A 21,464-nucleotide genomic window follows, 5' to 3' on the forward strand; every position below is an offset into this window, starting at 1 on the left:
TGCTCTACATTTGATCACTCATAAAATAGCATAAAAAACCGACTTCTTTCGAAATCGGTTTTTGTCGCTCCGCAGAGCAAAAGACTTAAAACGTCAATTAACTACGTGAAGCACGTTTACGATCATTTTCCGTTAAGAATTTTTTACGGATACGGATCGACTTTGGCGTTACTTCAACTAGCTCATCATCTTCAATGAATTCTAGTGCTTGCTCAAGCGTGTATTCAATCGCAGGTGTCAAAGTCAACGCATCATCTGTACCAGATGCACGGACGTTAGTCAGCTGTTTTGCCTTCGTTGGGTTCACAACCATATCGTCAGAGCGAGAGTTGATCCCTACGATCATGCCTTCATATACTTCAAGCTGTGGCTTCGCAAATAAACGACCACGATCTTGTAGCGTAAATAGTGCATAACCCAAGCAAGTACCTTGTACCATTGAGATCAACACACCATTTTGACGTTTTGCAACAGTACCTTGCTTCGCATCACCATAATGAGAGAAGCTTGACGTCATGATCCCTGTACCCGAAGTCATAGTCAAGAACTCTGAACGGAAACCGATCAAACCACGAGATGGGACAGTTGCCTCGATACGGATACGACCTTTACCGTCAACTTCCATATTGGTGAGTTCGCCTTTACGGTGACCCATTTGCTCCATGACAGAACCTTGATGTTGTTCTTCCACATCAAAAGTTACGTTTTCATATGGCTCTTGCTTAACACCATTTTCTTCTTTCATGATCACTTGCGGACGAGATACACCCATCTCAAAGCCTTCACGGCGCATGTTTTCGATCAATACTGAAAGGTGAAGTTCACCACGACCTGATACTTTGAAACGGTCAGGACTGTCCGTATCTTCTACACGAAGTGCCACGTTGTGAATCAATTCACGATCAAGACGTTCACGGATATTACGTGAAGTCACGAACTTACCTTCTTTACCAGCAAACGGTGAATTGTTCACTTGGAAAGTCATCGAAACTGTTGGTTCATCTACAGACAACGGTGGCAACGCTTCAACATTTTTTGGATCACAGATCGTATCAGAGATGTTCAATTCATCAATACCAGTGATACATACAATGTCACCCGCAGATGCTTCTTCTACATCAATACGCTCAAGACCGTGATAACCCATGATCTTTAAGATACGACCGTTGCGTGTTTTGCCTTCTTTATCGATCACAGTTACTGGTGTGTTCAATTTCACTGAACCACGTTGAATACGACCAACACCGATGACACCCACGAAGCTGTTATAGTCAAGTGATGAAATCTGCATTTGGAATGGACCATCAACATCGACCGCAGGCGGTTCAACGATATCAACGATAGTTTCAAATAGCGGCGTCATGTCTTCTGCAAGCTCTTCAGGCGCAGGACCTGCAACACCACGTAGACCAGATGCGTAAACGATTGGGAAGTCCAATTGCTCATCTGTCGCACCCAAGTTATCAAACAAGTCAAATACTTGGTCAATTACCCAGTCTGGACGTGCACTTGGCTTATCTACTTTGTTGATAATTACGATTGGCTTCAAACCACGTGCAAAGGCTTTTTGAGTTACAAAACGAGTTTGAGGCATTGGACCTTCTTGTGAATCAACAAGAAGTAATACGCAGTCTACCATCGACATTACACGTTCCACTTCACCACCGAAGTCGGCGTGTCCTGGGGTGTCCACGATGTTGATACGATATGTGGTATCAGTACGTTTATCCAACCATGAAATCGCTGTATTCTTTGCAAGAATGGTAATGCCACGCTCGCTTTCTAGCGCATTTGAATCCATGACACGCTCAATCTCACCTGCACGATCACCGAGAGCACCTGATTGTTGGAGTAGTTTATCAACCAATGTTGTTTTACCGTGGTCGACGTGCGCAATGATTGCGATGTTGCGAAGATTTTTAATATCTGACATGGAAAAATGCTACTAAAAAATTTGAGGACAAATTATACAGTAAAAGCATAACATTGAGTAGTGACAGTTTGACGACAAATCCTCTAAGATTTTTTATTTATTTCTTTTTAAAAATCAAAACAGTTCTTAAATTTTATACAATTCAAGTTATCCCATTACGCAAATTGATTGGATTTTTTATTGCAATCAGATGACAGATTTTATCCATTTTTAAGCTATTTATCAGGCATAGCAATATGATTAACAGCGATCAACCCCCCCTGCAAAATAGCCCTTTATCTTTTTTTGTTTGCCTTATTGGTCGAGTCGATTAAAATAGTCGCCTTTTTGAAATTGTTAATTGTTCATTTCAAGGAACTGATTAGCGCCACCCCACCCAATAGTTTGTTTGCAGATGAGTATCGCCAATGGATGCAAAAAGTGAAGTAATTCTACGCCACGACCATTGGCAGGGTCGTATCTTATTGGTCAATCCGCCACAAGATCAACTTTTTCAATCATTACAAAATGTCGGTGCGACACAAATATCGGTATGGACGTGGAATTTTGCAGATCATAGCTTTTTTAACAATCATCTCGAAAGCACTTTTGATGTTCAGCCAAAAGCAGATGATTATGATCAAATCATTATTTTTATCCCCAAAGCTAAGGCTTTACTCGACTATATTTTGGCGCAATGCATTCGCTTACTCGGCATAGGCAAATCAATTTATCTAGTCGGTGAGAAGAAAGCTGGCATCGAACGTAGTGCCAAACAAGTGCAAAGCTTTGGCAAAACCATCAAACTCGATAGCGCACGACACTGCCAATTATGGCAACTGGTGATTGACAAACTGCCAAGTGAAAAAGCAAGTCATTTAGAAACTTGGATTAAGCGTTATCCAATTTCAATAAATGATGAAACTTTGCAAATTTGCGCCCTACCTGGGGTGTTTAGCCAAGACCATCTTGATGTCGGTACAGCACAACTTTTACCTTATCTTAAACACGTCAAATCAGGCTCAGTCTTAGATTTCGGCTGTGGTGCAGGCATCATTTCAGCCGTTTTAGCAAAACAAGATTCGTCGAGAAAAATGACTGCTGTCGATATTGATGCTTTTGCACTGTGTTCAACCGAGCTCACTTTTGCAGAGAATCAGCTAAGTGAGCAACTCACGACGCTTGCGATTACCGACATTCAAGACATTTCAGATCAATTCGACGTGGTGGTGAGCAATCCACCGTTTCATCAAGGCATCAAGACCAATTATCAAGCTAGCGAAAATCTGTGTAAATTTGCCAAGCAACGACTTCGTCCTCAAGGGGAATTGTGGATCGTTGCCAATCGTTTTTTGAATTACCCTTCCTTGATCGAAGCCCAGTTTGCACAGTGCATGCAAAAAGCCGACAGTCAGGGATTTAAAGTTTTATATGCCCAAAGCTAAAATTTGCATGCGACTGCAAAGCATTCATGTAAAAAGCACACATGCAAGATGGACTTCATATGCAAAATGACCAAGCAGTAGACACTGCAACACTGCACCTAAAGCGTAAACTCAGTGCACGCCATCTGAATATGATCGCTATTGGCGGTTCGATTGGTACTGGACTGTTCCTTGCTTCTGGTGCAACGATTGCTACCGCAGGACCGGGTGGTGCATTAGTCGCTTATGCACTCATTGGAGTAATGATTTACTTCCTGATGACCAGTCTAGGAGAGCTTGCAACGCATTATCCAAGTTCAGGCGCATTTTTTACCTATGGAAGTCGTTATGTCGATGAGGGTTTTGGCTTTGCGCTCGGTTGGAACTATTGGTACAACTGGGCGATCACCGTTGCTTTTGAATTAGTCGCTGTACAGTTCGTCATGAAGTTTTGGTTTCCTGAAATCGAAGGCTTCTACTGGAGTGCGCTGTTTTTAGCGGTGATTTTTGGCATCAATGCGCTAACGGTCAAAGGCTTTGGTGAAAGTGAATTTTGGTTTTCCATGATCAAAGTAATCGCCATCATTGTCTTTATTGCGATCGGTTTATTTACCATTGGTAAAATCATGCTCGATCCGATGCAAAGCATCACGCAAAACTGGGTTACTGGCGACGCACCTTTTGTCGGCGGACTACAAGCTATGATCGGGATTGCCATGATCGCGGGATTTTCCTTCCAAGGCACGGAAATGGTTGGTGTGGCAGCAGGTGAATCGAAAGAACCACATAAAACCATTCCTTTGGCGATTAAACAGATCTTTTGGCGAATTCTGCTGTTCTATGTCTTATGTATTTTCATCATCGGCACATTGGTGGCCTATAACGATCCGATGTTACTGCATGCAGCAAAGACTGAAAATGTTGCGCTATCGCCATTTACTTTACTGTACGAAAAAGCAGGTTTTGCCTTCGCAGCCAGTGTGATGAATGCGGTAATTTTATCTGCGATCCTCTCTGCGGGTAACTCGGGCATGTATTCTTCGACACGTATGCTTTACGACATGGCAAGAGAAGGACGTGCACCGAAAGTTTTTGCCAAACTGGATCGTCGTGGCGTACCGATGAAAGCACTGTATGCGACGACTGCGGTGGCTGCGCTCTGTTTCCTCACCACATTTATTGGTGAAGAAGCGGTATTTAACTGGTTGCTAAATACTTCGGGCATGTGTGGCTTTATCGTGTGGCTCGGGATTGCTTTATCACATTACCGCTTCCGCAAAGGTTATCTCAAACAAGGCTATCAGTTAAATGATCTGGCGTATCGTGCCAAATTTTTCCCTTTTGCGCCGTGGTTTGCTTTTATACTCTGTAGCTTGATTATCCTCGGTCAAAACTATCAAGCATTACTTGGTGGCAAAGTAGATTGGCTCGGCTTAGTTTCAACCTACATCAGTATTCCACTGTTCTTGGCGATTTGGCTGGGCTATAAATGGAAATATAAAACCAAGCTGATTCCATACTCGAAGATGGATGTACAACCCTTAAAAATTGACGACGATGCGTAATCATCACTCTCGCACAAATGCCATTTTGAAATGAGTAAGCTCATTACTCAAATCTCATGGTGTTTGAGTGTTTAATTATACTTTCTGCAAATCAAACTTCGAATGCGCCAAGTCTTCAATCGGCATCGGCTTGGGAAAAATAGTAACCTTGCAACTGATGACAGCCCAGTCGAATTAAAATTTTTGCTTGTTGCTCTGTTTCTACACCTTCAGCAGTGACAATCAACCCGAGCTGTGAAGCAAGATTGATAATACTTGCAAGGATAATTTCATCTTTTTTATTTTCACCATCAAGATGACTGACAAAGACTTTATCAATTTTCAACTCATCGATCGGCAAATCTTTGAGATATGAAAAGCTCGAATAACCCGTACCAAAGTCATCAATTGCAATCTGCAAACCAATCTGTCTGAGTCGCTCAAATTTTTGTACGCACAGCTTCACATTGCGCATGGCGGTGGTTTCAGTCACTTCAATGATGAGATACTTGGCATCGATTGGGTATTTTTCTAATAACTCATCCAACACTTCGAACAACTCATCATGCTCAAACTGCGATGCAGAAAAATTTATCGCAATCGGCACTAACGGAAAGTCTGATGTCTGCCAAAGTTGAATTTGCTTACAAGCTTGCTCAAGTACCCAATGGTCAATGGACACAATCAGACCCGACTTCTCCGCAAGATCAATAAACTGATATGGTGTCAGTAATCCAAGCTTGGGATGTTGCCAACGGATTAACGCTTCCACGCCACAGCATTGCAAATTGGCGTTGTATTTTGGCTGATAATGTAAAACCAGTTGATCATGTATGATCGCAGTCGTTAAATCATTGATGAGATTATATTCTTGGCGTACACGCTGTGCTTCCAAGTTTTCATCAAAATAGTAAAATCCATTACCACCCCGCGCCTTGGCTTGCAGCATCGCAAGATCGGCATTCATCACCAGTTCTTTAAAACTATTGCCGTGCTCAGGAAACATCGCAACCCCGATACTTGCAGACAGTGCAATGGTTTGATCACCAATTCGATAATTGCGCTTAATCTTAGCATTCACCTGTTTGGCTAAAGCTTTGGCTTCCTCACCCGTCGCATTGGACACCATCATCACTACCAAAGCGTGCCAACCTGACATTACGCCACAAGGTTTGCTTCACCCGTTTTACCACCTCGATAAAGAGCTGATCTGCCATTTTGTGCCCATAGATTTCATTGATCATCCGAAACCGATCGAGATCAATATACAAAAAGGCAAGTTGCTGGTTATCAGCACGATGTTGCTGCAATATTTCACCGATATGATCTTCAACAAACAATCGATTTGGCAATTGCGTCAATTGAACGTGGGTATTTAAATTCACAATCTCAACATTCAGGCGATCCACATCTTGTTTCTTGAGCGCAATTTGTTTTTCAAACCATGAAAAGCTTGCACCGACAATAATCACCAAAACCAATAAAAATAGCATCCCCAAGACGAAATAAGCATGATTGGATTGAAATAATTCATACTGCTGCACTTGATCGACACTAACAAAATACACACTTGACATGCCTGTGTAATGCATTGCTGCAATACTCAAGCCCATCATCACAGCGACGAAAATTCTCGGTGAAATATGGTAAGAAGACGTCGATTTAAAACGATGTGATAAATAAAAAGTAACTCATGCGCCAAGAATCGCAATCGCAATAGAAAGCAATACAATCATCGGCTGATAAATCATGACATGATGTTCAAAAATCACTCCAGCCATGCCTGTATAATGCATCGCAGAAATGCCTAGCCCCATAAACACTGCAACAAAATCACCCGTGATACAGGAAGGCTATAGAGGGTATTTAGCCAAAGTGCAAACATCGAAATAAGGGCAGCGATGATATAAGACAACGTGGTATAGGTCACATCAAAGCGATAACCATGTGGCATATGACACGCCAACATACCGATAAAATGCATCGCCCAAATTGCCAAACCAAAAATCATGCCTGTTGCGATATTGATTGGCACGGCGAGATGCGTATTTTTTTATAATACGATAAATTTTCAACGCTAAAAGCAGCAAAGCTTACCCCGATCGCCACCGCAATCGACAATAAAACCAGCCAGACGTCATATTCAGCATGCATGATGCATTGCTCGCACATTTATTTTAAAACCACTATTATTTTGCGTTATAGCATGATAATTCGACTTACTCTAGCGCACTCATCATTTTTTCTGACTTTTTAGACTTCAGTTTACAAATTTAGGTCAATTTGAGTGAATTCTCGCACACAGCGCTAAAAAAGCCCTTGTAAAAACAAGGGCTCTTGAAAGAGTAAACTAAAACTTAGTTCTTTTCTTTGTCTACGATTTTGTTTGCTTGAATCCAAGGAATGAGCAGAGATTAGGAAAGCATCGCTTTCCCTCTACGCAAGAGCGAAACTGTGTTTCGCTAAGCACGCAACAAAAATATTACCAACAAAAAACCCTTGTAAAAACAAGGGTTCTTGAAAGATAAAGCTAAAACTTAATTCTTTTCTTTGTCTACGATTTTGTTTGCTTGAATCCACGGCATCATTGCACGCAACTTACCACCAGTGACTTCGATACCGTGCGCCGCATTTTGACGACGACGAGCAGTCATAGATGGGTAGTTCAACGCACCTTCTTGAATGAACATTTTTGCATATTCACCCGATTGGATACGTTTCAATGCATTACGCATTGCTTCACGAGATTGGTCGTTGATCACTTCAACGCCAGTTACATATTCGCCATATTCAGCATTGTTTGATACTGAATAGTTCATGTCTGCGATACCGCCTTCGAACATCAAGTCAACAATTAATTTCAACTCGTGCAAGCATTCGAAATAAGCCATTTCAGGTGCATAACCCGCTTCAACCAAAGTTTCGAAGCCCATTTTAACCAATTCAACTGCACCACCACAAAGAACTGCTTGCTCACCGAATAGGTCAGTTTCAGTTTCTTCACGGAATGAAGTTTCGATGATACCCGTACGACCACCGCCAACACCTGAAGCATAAGACAATGCAACATTACGTGCATTACCAGACGCATCTTGATGAATCGCGATCAAATCAGGTACACCTGAACCACGTTGGTATTCAGAACGTACGGTATGACCTGGTGCTTTTGGCGCAACCATGATTACGTCAAGATCAGCACGAGGTACAACTTGGTTATAAAGTACAGAGAAACCATGCGCAAATGCTAACGTTGCGCCTTCTTTAATGTTCGGCTCGATCACATCACGATAAAGTTGAGATTGGAACTCATCTGGCGTCAAGATCATCACTAAGTCAGCTTGCTTAACCGCTTCTGGCACTTCAGCAACTTTTAGACCTGAATTTTCAGCTTTTTTCCACGATGCAGAACCTGCACGTAGACCAACAGTCACGTCAACACCTGAGTCTTTCAAGTTCAATGCGTGTGCATGTCCTTGTGAACCATAACCAACGATGGCAACTTTCTTAGATTGGATAATTGATAAATCACAGTCTTTATCATAAAAAATTTGCATTTGTGTTCTCCGCTAAAATGCTTTTTTTAATCTCCCCGAATGCACTTTCAATGCGTTCAACCTCGGGGGGATTGAGTTAAATACTTAAAACTTTTTCACCACGTGCAATACCAGAAACGCCTGAACGCACCACTTCCAAAATCGTATTTTCAGACAATGCGTCGATAAAGCCATCGAGCTTATCGGTCGCACCTGCGATTTGAATGACATAGGTATTCGGTGTCACATCAACGATTTGCGCACGGAAAATATCCGCTGTACGTTTGATCTCGGCACGGGATGCACCAAGCGCACGCACTTTGATTAACATCAATTCACGCTCGATATGCGCACCATCGGATAAATCAACTACTTTCACCACTTCAACCAATTTGTTGAGTTGCTTGGTGATTTGCTCAATCTTGTGTTCATTACCATAGGTCGTCAAAGTTAGACGAGACATGGTTTCATCATCAGTCGGCGCAACATTCAATGTTTCGATGTTATAACCACGTTGACTAAATAAACCGACGAGACGTGATAGCGCACCTGCTTCATTTTCAATGAGTACAGAAATAATATGTCGCATTAGGTACGCTCCCCTTTTGATAACCACATGTCACGCATTGACTGACCTGCAACCAACATTGGATAAACGTGTTCTGAACGATCGACCATGACATTGATAAATACGCACTTATCATTGATCGCCATTGCTTCTTCAAGCTTGGCTTCGAGCTCATCCGCACGATCGATTTGAATACCGACATGACCATAAGCTTCCATCAGCTTTGGAAAATCTGGTAATGAATCGACATACGAGCTTGAGTGACGACCTTCGTAGTTCATGTCTTGCCATTGCTTCACCATACCCAAAGCACGGTTATTCAAGCATAAGATTTTGACATTCATACCATATTGCTTACAGGTCGACAGCTCTTGGATACACATCTGAATCGATGCTTCACCTGTCACGCAGACCACTTGCTTCTCTGGGAAGGCCAATTTTGAAGCCATCGCATACGGTAGACCAACACCCATCGTACCTAGACCACCTGAGTTGATCCATTGACGTGGATGCTTGTATTTGTAATACAAAGCAGCAAACATTTGGTGCTGCCCCACATCTGAAGTAATGATCGCATCACCATGCGTGACTTTATACAAAGCTTCAATCACTTGCTGTGGTTTCATGCTGTTATCGGTTGCTTCTTTGTAGCGTAAACCGTGTACAGCACGCCAGTCGTCAATCTGCTTCCACCATTCAGCAATCGCTTCAGGATTTGGCTTCGACACATTGAGCTGTTTCATTTGTGCCAACATTTCTTGAAGCACAGGCTCAACTGCACCAACGATTGGAATCTGCGCAGTTATGGTTTTTGAAATCGTTGCAGGATCAACATCAATATGAATGACACGTGCATTCGGGCAGAATTTTGCAGGGTTATTAGTCACACGATCATCAAAACGTGCGCCAATCGCAAAAATCACATCGGCATTGTGCATCGCCATGTTTGCTTCATAGCAACCATGCATCCCTAGCATACCGACAAATTGCGGATCATCACCCGGGAAGCCACCAAGCCCCATCAAGGTATTGGTCACTGGGAAATTCAAAATATGTGCAATTTCTGTCAAATATTCAGATGCATTACCTTGTACAACGCCACCACCTGTATAGATCACAGGGCGTTTTGCAGTGAGTAACTCATCAATCGCCTTACGAATCTGACCTGAGTGACCACGTGTTGGTGGTTGATACGAACGCATCTTCACTTTTTCAGGATATTCGTATGCAAATTTCTCAGCAGGATTGGTCGCATCTTTTGGAATATCAACAACGACTGGACCTGGACGACCAGATGCAGCGATATAAAATGCTTTTTTGATAATGGCAGGAATTTCACTGGCATGACGCACCTGGAAACTGTGCTTCACGATCGGACGAGAGATACCGACCATGTCCGTTTCTTGGAAGGCGTCTTCACCGATCAAGTGGCTTGCCACCTGACCAGATAAAATCACCATTGGAATCGAATCCATATAGGCAGTCGCAATCGGTGTGACCGTATTTGTTGCACCAGGACCACTTGTAACGAGGACGACACCTGTTTTCCCTGTGACACGAGAGTATGCATCGGCCATATGCCCTGCTGCTTGCTCATGACGCACGAGGTAGTGCTCAATCTTGTCCTGCTGAAAAAGCGCATCGTAAATATGCAGTACTGCGCCGCCCGGATAACCAAAAACGTGTTCAACACCTTCGTCCGCCAAAGCGCGAACGAGCATCTCACCACCTGATAAAAGTTCCAACGTATTCACCCTAGACTTTCTGGATGCAGTACTTACGCACGTAGTTAGATATTCGAGAAACTTCTCATCCCAAAAATACGTGCATCGACTACATCAAATTTAAAAAAACAAATATTCATAAAATATTCGGGCGACATTAAATTGTCGCCTGATAAGGGATTAGCTCAACCGTGATGTAAAAATACACATTGCGTGGACTACTTTTCCAACAATGACAGGATCGCTTCGGGTGGAAGAAGATCAAGTTAAATGCCCTGCTCGTCTAGAGTTTCAAGGCTTATCACGGCTATGATATGGACTCGAAGGGTGATCGAATCGATATACATAAACTAAAGCGAGCATTTTTGATGCTATTGCCTTGAAAGTCAAGTTTTCTGTACATTTTATTCACGCTTTTTCACATCTATTGTGCGGTTTTACGCTGATGATTTTTCAAAGGCACAATTGTGCGGCATTTCACATTCTTGGTTTTCATGATATTTCTTCATCTATAGCGTGATTTGGTAAAATTTGTGCACATCACAGCATAAAATGTTTAAAATAGCACCACCAATCGAATGCATATCAAAAGTAATGCTCGGAGCCAAAAAATAATGTCAATATTGCCTAATCGTGTTACCTCTTCTCGCACCGCCAACGCTCGCACTGTCAAATGGCAGTTTGCCAGTAGTGTGCTCTCCGTGTTGTTTGTTTTAGGCGCCACGCAGTTCAGCCATGCAGAAAAATTCTATAAATGGGTCGATGCCAAAGGCTCAACACATTACACCACCACACCACCGCCGAAAAATGCCAAAAAACTTGGTAAAATCAGCACCTACAACGATCTATCCAGCTCTGCTGTTGCCAATAATAATGCCAGTCGTGAAACACCAAACACAGCGACTGACAGTAACAACGCCACGAGTGCCACACCTGCAAATAATGCAACACCAAACAATAACGCACCAACCAGCAACACCTCGAACAGCAACAACCCTGAGCGTATTCCATTACCCAAAGTTACTAGCGACCCAACCGATGATGTCATCCCTCTAGGCTCAGGCACCAGTCGACTTTAAACCGAATCTCTAAAATTCCAGTCATAATCTACATCAGCTGAGTGGATTGTTGCGCAAATCAATCCACGAAATTTGCGCATTTTTTTTCAATTTGCGCTATGCTGTGCCACATTATTTTCCTTATTTTTGTAGCTAAGCTAGCTTACCGTTTTTGAGTTTATTTAGAGCTATGACCACGACGCATTCATCTGCAACGACTATTCCCGCTGAATACCAAGCCAGTGCCATTGAACCACAAATCCAAAACGACTGGGCAACCCGCCAAGTCTTTAAGGTTGCCGACCAAGTCGAAGGCAAGCATCGCTACATCCTGTCGATGTTCCCTTATCCTAGTGGCAAACTGCATATGGGTCATGTGCGCAATTATACCATTGGCGATGTGATCAGTCGTTTTTATCGTTTAAAAGGTGAAACTGTACTACAGCCGATGGGTTGGGATGCGTTTGGTTTACCTGCGGAAAATGCAGCGATCGCCCATCAAGTTGCGCCAGCAAAATGGACTTTTGAAAATATTGATTACATGCGCAATCAATTGAAAAGTCTTGGCTTATCTGTGGATTGGGATCGTGAGATTGCGACCTGCACACCAGAATATTACCGCTGGGAACAATGGCTTTTTGTTCAGCTATATAAGAAAGGCGTGATTTACCGCAAACTCTCTACCGTGAACTGGGATCCTGTCGATCAAACCGTACTTGCCAATGAGCAAGTGATTGATGGTCGTGGTTGGCGTTCGGGTGCATTGGTGGAAAAGCGTGATATTCCTATGTATTACTTCCGCATCACTGATTATGCGCAAGAGCTTTTGGACGATTTAGACCAACTCCAAGACGGTTGGCCACAGCAAGTCTTGACCATGCAACGCAACTGGATTGGTCGTTCGGAAGGCATGGAAATCACGTTTCCATCCGCCGATCCGTCGATCTATGCTGATGGCTTAACCGTTTACACTACTCGTCCTGATACCTTAATGGGTGTGACTTATGTAGCGGTTGCTGCCGATCATCCTTTAGCGAAAAAAGCTTCAGAATTAAAACCTGAATTGGTGGCATTTATTGAAGAATGTCGTCATGGTTCAGTTGCCGAAGCCGATCTTGCTACCGCCGAGAAAAAAGGCAAGCCGACAGGCTTATTCGTCAAGCATCCTGTAACTGGCGAGCAAGTCGAAGTGTGGATTGCCAACTATGTGTTAATGACTTACGGCTCAGGGGCTGTGATGGCTGTGCCTGCGCATGATGAGCGTGACTTTGAATTTGCCAATAAATTTGGTTTGCCAATTAAACAAGTGATTGATGCTAAAGGTGCAGATGATGCAGACTTTGATGCAACACAATGGCAAGAATGGTACGGCTCGAAAAATGGCACATTGATCAATTCTGATGAATTTGACGGCTTAACTTTCCAAGCAGCGTTTGATGCGTTAATTGCTAAGCTCGAACCGCAAGGTCAAGCCTTGAAAAAAGTGCAATTCCGTCTGCGAGATTGGGGCGTATCACGTCAGCGTTATTGGGGTTGTCCAATTCCAATGATCAACTGTGCGTCTTGCGGTCAAGTGCCCGTGCCTGAAAATCAGTTACCAGTGGTATTGCCGACCGATGTGGTGCCTGATGGTTCGGGTAATCCATTGGCGAAAATGCCTGAGTTTTATCAAACTACCTGCCCAAGCTGTGGCGCAGATGCAAAACGTGAAACTGACACCTTAGATACGTTTGTCGAATCTTCATGGTATTACGCACGGTATGCTTCACCTGACTACACCGATGGCATGATCAAACCTGAAGCCGCTGCATCATGGTTGCCAGTCAATCAATATATCGGTGGTGTGGAGCATGCAATTTTGCATCTTTTATATGCGCGCTTCTTCCACAAACTGATGCGAGACGAAGGCGTAGTGCAAGGTAAAGAACCATTTACCAATCTATTAACACAAGGCATGGTCTTGGCGGATACCTTCTACCGTGAAGATGCCAGTGGCAAGAAAACATGGTTTAACCCTGCCGATGTCGAGCTTGAGCGTGATGAGAAAAGTCGCATCACCGCTGCAACATATAAAGGCGATGGTCAAGCTGTGGTGATTGGTGGACAAGAAAAAATGTCCAAATCTAAAAACAACGGTGTCGATCCACAGTCGATTATTGATCAATATGGCGCTGATACTGCACGTGTATTTATGATGTTTGCAGCACCGCCTGATCAATCTTTAGAATGGTCGGATGCAGGTGTAGAAGGCGCAAACCGTTTCTTAAAACGAGTATGGCGCTTGACCACGACATTCTTGGAAAAAGGTAATACATCTCAAGACATTGATGGTGCAAATCTTTCCAAAGATGCGCAAGACCTACGCCGTAAAGTGCATGAAACCATTGCCAAAGTTGGTGATGATATCGAACGTCGTCATGCTTTTAATACTGCCATTGCCGCACAGATGGAATTACTCAACAGCATCACCAAGTTTGAGGCCAAAGATGACAGCGATGCTGCTGTAGAACGTGAGGCAATCATCAGCTTACTCACCATGCTTGCACCATTTGCACCACATTTGAGCCAGACGTTGTTAGCACAGTTTGAGATTGATCTCACGGCGACCTTGTTCCCAGAAGTTGACGCTTCTGCATTGACTCGTAATATGCAAACCATCGTTGTACAAGTCAATGGTAAACTGCGTGGTAAATTGGAAGTGGCTGTAGACATTGCCAAAGAGGATCTACTTGCACAAGCTAAGGCATTGCCTGAGGTTCAACAATTCTTAATTGGTCCAACCAAGAAAGAAATTGTGGTGCCAAATAAATTGGTGAATTTAGTTGTTTAAACATAGCCTCAACATAAGGTGAGCAAAAATCACCTGATACTTAGGGGCGTCTGTTGCATTGTTTGAGGACAGCATTTAATCTGCAAAATAATGTTCTGAACTCTATTGAATAGACACTTAGTATTTGACCGAGTTTGCAACTGACAAATGGTTTTGCCTACTTTTCCCGAAATGAGAAATATATTTCGCAAGGTAGGTCGAACCTGAACAAGATTGAAATGTATTTCAATCGAAGTGTAAGGCAACGTGGTTAATTCCGACATCTGAGCAATTCTGACACGACTTCGTCGAAACGATTATGCTTTTATGTTGTCTTAAATATTTATTCAAATTTGCATTAATTCAAAGCAAATTGATTAAAACGAATAATCTCAGATGAATGAATAAGGAAAAAATAATGCACTTGATTCGACGTTTTGCAATCATTGTTCTAAGCTTTGGATTAAGTGCGAGTTTTGTCGGCTGTGGTTTTCAACTCCGTGGCGCACAAATTAAAGCTCTACCAACGCAATACCAGTCGGTACAATTGACGTTGCCTGAAAATGCCCAAGATTTAGAAAAACCATTAAAAGTTTATTTCAGTAATCTTGGTGCACAGGTCAACCAAACACATGCTTTGACTCGCCTCAAGGTGACGGATTACGAACTCAAACGTCGTCAGTTCCGTGGCAAGCTCACTGAAGTTCAGTTGCATATGTCAGCAACTTTTCAAATCGAAAATATGCAAGGTGAACCACTGACTGCACCTCGCACGGTGATCTCACAACGCACCTATCAATATGATATTGCGACCGTCAACACCGAGCGTCAAGAAGAGCAATTCTTTATCAAAGTCATGAACGAAGATATCGCTCAACAGATCATCCGTCAGTTGCACACCAATCGCTTACCGACGGCTGTGCTTGATCAAGCCCCTGAATAATTTGTTTAATTTTGATTTTGCCTAAATGAAACTCGACTACCAACAAGCCCTAAACCGTGTTGCAGATGCACAAGGCGCTTGGCTTGTGCATGGTGGTGAGCCTTTGCTTGAGCAAAATCTACTGTCAGCATTTCGAGAACATTGGCAATCACACGGCATTGAACGACAACGCTTTGAACTGCAAAATGTGCAAGATTGGAAGCAGGTTTTTGCTGCGCTAAATAGTTTATCGTTATTCTCCAGTCAGCTTGCCATCGAAGTGCACGGCAATATCAAACCTGATGCACAAAGCCTAAAACTGCTGAAAAGTTATCTTCAAGACCCGATGGATAATTTCTTGCTGATCGTCTTTCCCAAGCAAGAAAGTCAAAGCCTAAAATCTGCATTTTTCCAAGCCATTGAAGCCAATGCCTCTGTGGTTGCGCTAAGTGCTTATGGCGCACAACAACAGCAACGCATCTTGCAAATTGAAGCAGAAAAAATCGGTATTCGACTGACGATACAAGCTTGGCAATGGCTAATTTTTCACCATGAAAATAATTTACTTTCTGCTCGCAATACTTTGCTTGGATTAGCCGATAGCTTTTCTGATCTTACACAAATTGACATTGCGGAGCTTGAGCAAAGCGTACAGGATCAATCTCGCTTCAGTACCTTTGATCTTGGCGATGCCTGCTTAAAAGGCGATTTGGCACAAGCGGTAAAAATTCTGAATTTTCTGATTGAATCAGGCGAAGCCTTGCAACTGATCTTTTGGGTACTTCAAAAAGAAATGCGTTTGATTCTGCAACTGTTTGAACAACCGCAAAATGCACTGCAACTCGGCATTTGGAAAAATAAGCTGTCACTTTATCAAAATGCTCTACGACGTTTTACACCACAACAATTACTCAGGTGGTCAGATTTATTACTGCGTACCGATCAAGCGATTAAGGGCTTGGGCGATGAAAATCCTGATGATTTATTATTACAATTGGTTTGTGCGCTGAGTGGTAAAAAGATTTTTGAACATTAAGATTAATTTGCTTCACTCAAATTGTTAAACTTTACTAAATAAACTCATGATAAGTTAGGATAATTTAATATAAATATTCATGTTTTATCCTTAATTCAAACCTATACTAATGCAAATACTCTCATTTAGACTGTTTCAACATGCCTGCCAAGTCCAAACGCTCAAAAATTATTTTTACGATTATTGCCATTTTAATCATCGCCTTATTGGCATGGTGGTTTTTAAAACCCAAAGAAGAACTGCCAAGCTATATCACATCTCAAGTCGAGCGTGGCGATATTGAAAATAGTGTGATCGCAACTGGCTTACTCGAAGCGACGAAAATCGTCAGCGTCGGTGCGCAGGCGTCTGGTCAGCTGAAAAAAATGTATGTCGAGCTTGGTGACGAAGTCAAACAAGGACAATTGATCGCACAAATCAACTCAGTGACCCAAGAAAACGAAATCCAAACTGCACAGGCGAGTATCAAAAATCAACAAGCGCAACTGGCTGTTCGACAAGCGACTTTGTCACAGGTGCAAGCAGAATATAACCGTCAAAAGAATATGTATGCGCAAGATGCTACCTCAAAAGCCGAACTTGAATCTGCATTGGCAAGCTATAAAACAGCTCAAGCGGAAATCGTGGCACTCAATGCGCAGATTGAACAATCTCGCTTAACATTGGCGACAGCCCAAGAAGAGCTTGGTTATACACGTATTGTTGCACCGATGGACGGCACAGTGGTGGCAATCGTGACTGAAGAAGGTCAAACGGTCAATGCCAATCAAAGTGCACCAACCATTGTCAAATTGGCAAAACTTGACACCATGACCGTGAATGCAGAAATCTCTGAAGCCGACGTGATGAAAGTGGAAAAAGGTCAATCTGTCTATTTCACCACACTCGGTGATAGCGAGAAAAAGTATTACGCTACGCTACGTCAGATCGAGCCTGCGCCTGAGTCGATCAGTGATGATTCTTCAAGCAGTTCAAGTTCTAGCTCAAGTGAAGCGATTTACTACAATGCACTGTTTGATGTCCCAAATGAAGATGGAAAATTGCGTATCGACATGACCGCACAAGTGTCTATCATTATTGATCAAGCTAAAAATGTGCTGACTATCCCATCTTCAGCGATTGAAACAAAATCTTCTGGCAGCAAGACTTCCTCATCAACTAATAAACAATCTGCATCAAGTCAAAAAGACGCTGGTTCAAACACTGCTAAAGATGGCATAAGCTCGAATCGTCCGACACCATTACAGTTAACCGCTACTGAACAAGCCCTCATTGAGCAAGGCAAAGCGACTCGTGCAATGGTACGTGTCTTACAGGCTGACGGCACTGCAAAGCCGACCCCTGTATTGGTCGGATTGAATAACCGCGTCACCGCACAAGTCCTCAAAGGCTTAAAAGAAGGTGACGAGGTAGTGATCTCAGACAGCGCAGATACTTCGAATGACGCTGCAAAACGTAACAACCGTGGTCCAATGAGAATGTAATCCATGAGTCAGAATCTACAACCTCTACTTGAGGTCAACAATCTGATCCGTGAATTCCCCGCAGGCGAAACCTCGGTACAGATTCTCAAAAGCATTGATCTAAAAATCTATGCAGGCGAATTGGTTGCCATCATTGGTCAGTCAGGTTCAGGTAAATCCACCCTGATGAATATCTTAGGTTGCTTGGATAAGCCAACCTCAGGTAGCTACAAGGTCAATGGTCAAGAAACTGGTCAACTTGAACCTGATCAATTGGCTCAGCTTCGTCGTGAATATTTTGGCTTTATTTTTCAGCGTTATCATCTACTTGGTGATTTGACGGCAACAGGTAACGTCGAAGTGCCTGCGGTTTATTCTGGCGTGAATCCCACCGAACGCCACGAACGCTCATCAAAGATTCTCGGTGATCTTGGGCTCGGTGAACGTCTTGATCATCGTCCCAGCCAATTATCTGGTGGTCAACAGCAACGTGTGTCGATCGCTCGTGCCTTGATGAATGGCGGTGATGTGATCCTCGCCGATGAACCAACAGGCGCATTGGATAAGAACAGTGGCTTTGAAGTGATGCGTATTTTGCGTGAGCTGAATGCCAAAGGACACACGGTCATTTTAGTCACCCATGATATTAATGTTGCGAAAAACGCTACACGAATTATCGAAATTAGTGACGGGAAAATCATTTCCGACCAACCGAATGAACCAACGTATCAAGACGATGAACAACTGATCACAGAACGCCAAACCTTAGTTCGTGAAAAGAAAAAGAAATCTTCGCCACTACGTTCATTCTTAGATCGTCTTGGTGAAGCATTCCGCATGGCACTGATCGCCATGAATGCACATCGTATGCGTACATTCTTGACCATGCTTGGTATTATCATTGGTATTGCTTCGGTGGTATCCGTCGTTGCCCTCGGTAATGGCTCACAAAAGCAAATTTTAGAAAACATCAGCAGTTTGGGCACCAATACCATTACCGTCTATCAAGGTCGGGGATTCGGTGATAACTCTCGAACCGCCTCCAATAAAACCCTCGTTCCCGATGATGCAACAGCCTTGTCAGAACAACCTTATGTCGAAGCAGTGAGTCCGAGTGTCAATACCTCCGTGACTGCACGTTTTAAAGAAACTGAAGCTTCAGCAACAGTCAATGGCGTGGGTGCAAGCTATTTCGATGTCAAAGGTTTAACCTTTGTCAGTGGTCAGGCGTTTGATGAACGTAGTACCACACAGATGAGCCAAGACGTGATCATTGATCAAAATACCAAAGACACGTTCTTTAGTGATGGTACCGATCCGATTGGTCAAGTGATTTTACTTGGTAGTGTACCAAGCCGTGTGATTGGCGTTTTAGACAAAGAGAAAAGTAGCTTTGGTAATAGTGATAGCTTGAATGTCTATTTACCGTACTCGACCGTACTCAGTCGCTTTATGGGACAATCCAATGTCCGTAGCATCATTGTCCGTGTCAAAGACGAATATTCGAGTGCTGCGGCTGAAAATGCCATCTTAAAATTGATCGTACAACGTCACGGTGCAGAAGATGTCTTTACGCAGAACTCTGACAGTATCCGTGAAACCATTGAACAAACCACGCAAACCATGACGCTACTTGTATCATCCATTGCCGTAATTTCTTTGATCGTCGGCGGTATTGGCGTGATGAATATTATGCTCGTTTCCGTCACTGAACGTACTCAAGAGATTGGTGTCCGCATGGCAGTTGGCGCACGACAAGGTGATATTTTGCAACAATTCCTCATCGAAGCGATTCTGGTCTGTATCTTGGGTGGTATCTTGGGTGTACTCATGGCGCTTGGCATTGGGCAGATTATTAATAAAATCGCAGGTGACTCATTCCAAATGGCATATTCAAGCACCTCGATGATCGCCGCTTTTGTCTGCTCAAGTATGATCGGGATTATTTTTGGTTATCTCCCTGCAAAAAATGCCGCACAGCTTGACCCTGTCAATGCACTTGCTCGTGAATAAATAAGGTTGAATTTTATGTTGAACTCTTTCCAAATCAAAGCACTCCCAAAGCTTAGTGCATTGATCATTCTACCTATTTTATTTACTGGCTGTGTCGCAACAGTAAAAACGCCATATCAAGCACCCAATACCACTGTGCCGACAAATTTTGCATATCAAAATACCTCCACTGGATTGAATGCTGAACAATGGTCTGACCAATGGTGGACGTTGTTTAATGATGCTCAGTTGAATGCCCTAGTGGATCAAGTGATTGCCAAAAACGCTGATCTTGCAGTCGCAGGCATTGCGCTCAAGCAAGCTCGTTTACAAGCTGATCTCACTGCAAATCAACAAGGTCTACGTGTCGGTTCAAGCGTATCGACTGGACACAGTTTTGATTTAAACTCAGGTACTGACAGTGCCAATGGTCTATCGTTAAGTGGCAACGTCAGCTATGAAATTGATCTATTCGGCAAGCTTGCCAATCAAACCCAAGCACAGCGTTGGGAAGCTCTGGCGACCGAGCAAGATTTACAATCGACTGCACAAAGTCTAATTGCGACAACCTGTAATCTCTATTGGCAATTGGCATATTTAAATGAGCGTATGACCGCTGCCGAACAAAGTCTAGCGACCAGTAACAAACTATTTGATCTAGTCAAAGTGCAGTATCAGGCAGGTGCAGTATCAGGCATTGAACTCACTGAAGCAGAGCAAGCGGTACAAAGCCAAAAAGCCACGCTCAGCCAACTACGCCAACAAGTCGTCGAGGCGAAAACTGCGTTGGCTGTACTACTCCATCAACCAGTGCAACAACTCAGCATCGAAATTCCTAAAAAGCTACCGCAGTCCACTTTGCCAAATATTGATGCAGGGCTTCCTGCAACATTGATCGCACGTCGTCCTGACTTACAAGCCGCAGAGCTTCGCCTACGCAAAACCCTTGCAACTAGAGATGCGACTAAAGCGAGCTATTATCCGTCGATTAGCTTAACTGGTTCACTGGGTGCAAGTAGCACATCTTTGACAGAATTGTTGCAAAATCCTGTATTGGCGCTCGGTGCAAGTTTGAGTTTGCCATTTTTGCAATATAACGATATGAAAAAAGACATTGCGATCAGCGAACTGAACTATGAATCTGCGATCATTAGCTACCGTCAGACTTTGTATCAGGCTTTTGCCGACGTAGACAATGCGCTCTCAGGTCGTATCGAAGCCAATGCCCAGCTTAGCGATCAACAGAAAAATTTAGAACTGGCACAAAAAAGTGCTCGACTGAATGAAGTACGCTATCGCAATGGTGCAATTGCCTTGAAGAATGTCTTAGATGCGCAGGAATCCGTTCGTAGTGCAGAAGTGTCTTTGGCGCAAACGCGTTACAATCAATACACTGCCTATGTGACATTGATGCAAGCGTTAGGTGGTTCGCCACTCAAAGCATTGCCGAGTAATGCAAACAATTGATCACTATGGGTA

At 43.2% G+C, this 21,464-nt stretch carries 17 protein-coding genes and 1 pseudogene; 9 read left to right on the forward strand and 9 right to left on the reverse strand.

Translation table 11 applies throughout. The features are described from left to right. Window positions 1-97 precede the first annotated feature (97 nt). Window positions 98-1,933 carry a translational GTPase TypA gene (gene typA, locus ACE3PQ_RS04730; RefSeq protein ID WP_374295662.1) on the reverse strand — a complete coding sequence of 612 codons (1,836 nt, stop codon included), beginning with the start codon at window positions 1,931-1,933 and terminating at the stop codon, window positions 98-100. Between the two features lie 407 nt (window positions 1,934-2,340). On the opposite strand from typA, the gene ACE3PQ_RS04735 reads away from it, so the two are divergent. Both ACE3PQ_RS04735 and ACE3PQ_RS04740 read left to right on the forward strand, forming a co-directional pair. Beyond that, a complete protein-coding gene (locus tag ACE3PQ_RS04735; RefSeq protein ID WP_374295664.1) occupies window positions 2,341-3,357 on the forward strand; it encodes a methyltransferase in 1,017 nt (338 codons plus the stop codon). Between the two features lie 59 nt (window positions 3,358-3,416). Further along, window positions 3,417-4,901, forward strand: coding sequence for an amino acid permease (locus tag ACE3PQ_RS04740; RefSeq protein ID WP_374295666.1), 1,485 nt, complete (start codon window positions 3,417-3,419; stop codon window positions 4,899-4,901). Window positions 4,902-5,016: 115 nt separating this feature from the next. Here ACE3PQ_RS04740 and ACE3PQ_RS04745 read toward each other — a convergent pair whose 3' ends face one another. The 8 genes and pseudogenes from ACE3PQ_RS04745 to ACE3PQ_RS04780 all read right to left on the reverse strand — a co-directional run bounded on the left by ACE3PQ_RS04745 (window position 5,017) and on the right by ACE3PQ_RS04780 (window position 10,726). Continuing rightward, entirely contained in the window at window positions 5,017-5,847 is an 831-nt protein-coding gene (locus ACE3PQ_RS04745; RefSeq protein ID WP_374295814.1) for a putative bifunctional diguanylate cyclase/phosphodiesterase, read from the reverse strand. Further along, a pseudogene (locus ACE3PQ_RS04750) lies at window positions 5,848-6,496 on the reverse strand (diguanylate cyclase domain-containing protein); the annotation flags it as partial. It lies immediately after the preceding gene. A gap of 75 nt (window positions 6,497-6,571) precedes the next feature. Continuing rightward, window positions 6,572-6,697, reverse strand: coding sequence for an MHYT domain-containing protein (locus tag ACE3PQ_RS04755; RefSeq protein WP_374295668.1), 126 nt, complete (start codon window positions 6,695-6,697; stop codon window positions 6,572-6,574). Next, the gene (locus ACE3PQ_RS04760; protein WP_374295670.1) at window positions 6,688-6,915 is read right to left on the reverse strand and encodes an MHYT domain-containing protein; all 228 of its coding nucleotides are present in this window, start codon (window positions 6,913-6,915) and stop codon (window positions 6,688-6,690) included. Before ACE3PQ_RS04760 ends, ACE3PQ_RS04755 begins: the two co-directional genes overlap by 10 nt. After that, the gene (locus ACE3PQ_RS04765; protein WP_374295672.1) at window positions 6,888-7,052 is read right to left on the reverse strand and encodes an MHYT domain-containing protein; all 165 of its coding nucleotides are present in this window, start codon (window positions 7,050-7,052) and stop codon (window positions 6,888-6,890) included. Before ACE3PQ_RS04765 ends, ACE3PQ_RS04760 begins: the two co-directional genes overlap by 28 nt. A gap of 365 nt (window positions 7,053-7,417) precedes the next feature. Next, window positions 7,418-8,434 (reverse strand): ketol-acid reductoisomerase, encoded by a 1,017-nt coding sequence (gene ilvC, locus ACE3PQ_RS04770; RefSeq protein WP_374295674.1) that lies wholly within the window; start codon window positions 8,432-8,434, stop codon window positions 7,418-7,420. A 76-nt stretch (window positions 8,435-8,510) separates the two neighbouring features. Next, window positions 8,511-9,002, reverse strand: a complete 492-nt coding sequence (gene ilvN / locus ACE3PQ_RS04775; protein WP_374295676.1) for an acetolactate synthase small subunit — start codon at window positions 9,000-9,002, stop codon at window positions 8,511-8,513. Further along, a complete protein-coding gene (locus ACE3PQ_RS04780) occupies window positions 9,002-10,726 on the reverse strand; it encodes an acetolactate synthase 3 large subunit (RefSeq protein ID WP_374295678.1) in 1,725 nt (574 codons plus the stop codon). Before ACE3PQ_RS04780 ends, ilvN begins: the two co-directional genes overlap by 1 nt. 593 nt (window positions 10,727-11,319) lie before the next feature. Between ACE3PQ_RS04780 and ACE3PQ_RS04785 the strand changes: the two genes are divergently transcribed. From ACE3PQ_RS04785 to ACE3PQ_RS04815, 7 genes are all read left to right on the forward strand, one after another. Then, window positions 11,320-11,784 (forward strand): DUF4124 domain-containing protein, encoded by a 465-nt coding sequence (locus ACE3PQ_RS04785; RefSeq protein ID WP_374295680.1) that lies wholly within the window; start codon window positions 11,320-11,322, stop codon window positions 11,782-11,784. Between the two features lie 169 nt (window positions 11,785-11,953). Continuing rightward, the gene (gene leuS / locus ACE3PQ_RS04790) at window positions 11,954-14,593 is read left to right on the forward strand and encodes a leucine--tRNA ligase (protein WP_374295682.1); all 2,640 of its coding nucleotides are present in this window, start codon (window positions 11,954-11,956) and stop codon (window positions 14,591-14,593) included. A 397-nt stretch (window positions 14,594-14,990) separates the two neighbouring features. Then, window positions 14,991-15,515: an LPS assembly lipoprotein LptE gene (gene lptE, locus ACE3PQ_RS04795; RefSeq protein WP_374295684.1), complete on the forward strand. Its 525-nt coding sequence runs from the start codon at window positions 14,991-14,993 to the stop codon at window positions 15,513-15,515. A gap of 25 nt (window positions 15,516-15,540) precedes the next feature. Beyond that, complete coding sequence (holA, locus tag ACE3PQ_RS04800) at window positions 15,541-16,530, forward strand: DNA polymerase III subunit delta (RefSeq protein ID WP_374295687.1); 990 nt, start codon at window positions 15,541-15,543, stop codon at window positions 16,528-16,530. 140 nt (window positions 16,531-16,670) lie between these two features. After that, a complete protein-coding gene (locus ACE3PQ_RS04805; protein ID WP_374295689.1) occupies window positions 16,671-18,014 on the forward strand; it encodes a MacA family efflux pump subunit in 1,344 nt (447 codons plus the stop codon). A gap of 3 nt (window positions 18,015-18,017) precedes the next feature. After that, window positions 18,018-20,006, forward strand: coding sequence for a MacB family efflux pump subunit (locus ACE3PQ_RS04810; protein WP_374295691.1), 1,989 nt, complete (start codon window positions 18,018-18,020; stop codon window positions 20,004-20,006). Between the two features lie 15 nt (window positions 20,007-20,021). Next, window positions 20,022-21,452: an efflux transporter outer membrane subunit gene (locus tag ACE3PQ_RS04815; RefSeq protein WP_374295692.1), complete on the forward strand. Its 1,431-nt coding sequence runs from the start codon at window positions 20,022-20,024 to the stop codon at window positions 21,450-21,452. Window positions 21,453-21,464 lie beyond the last annotated feature (12 nt).

This window comes from Acinetobacter sp., from assembly GCF_041911495.1.
In the GTDB taxonomy this organism is placed as follows: Bacteria; Pseudomonadota; Gammaproteobacteria; order Pseudomonadales; family Moraxellaceae; genus Acinetobacter.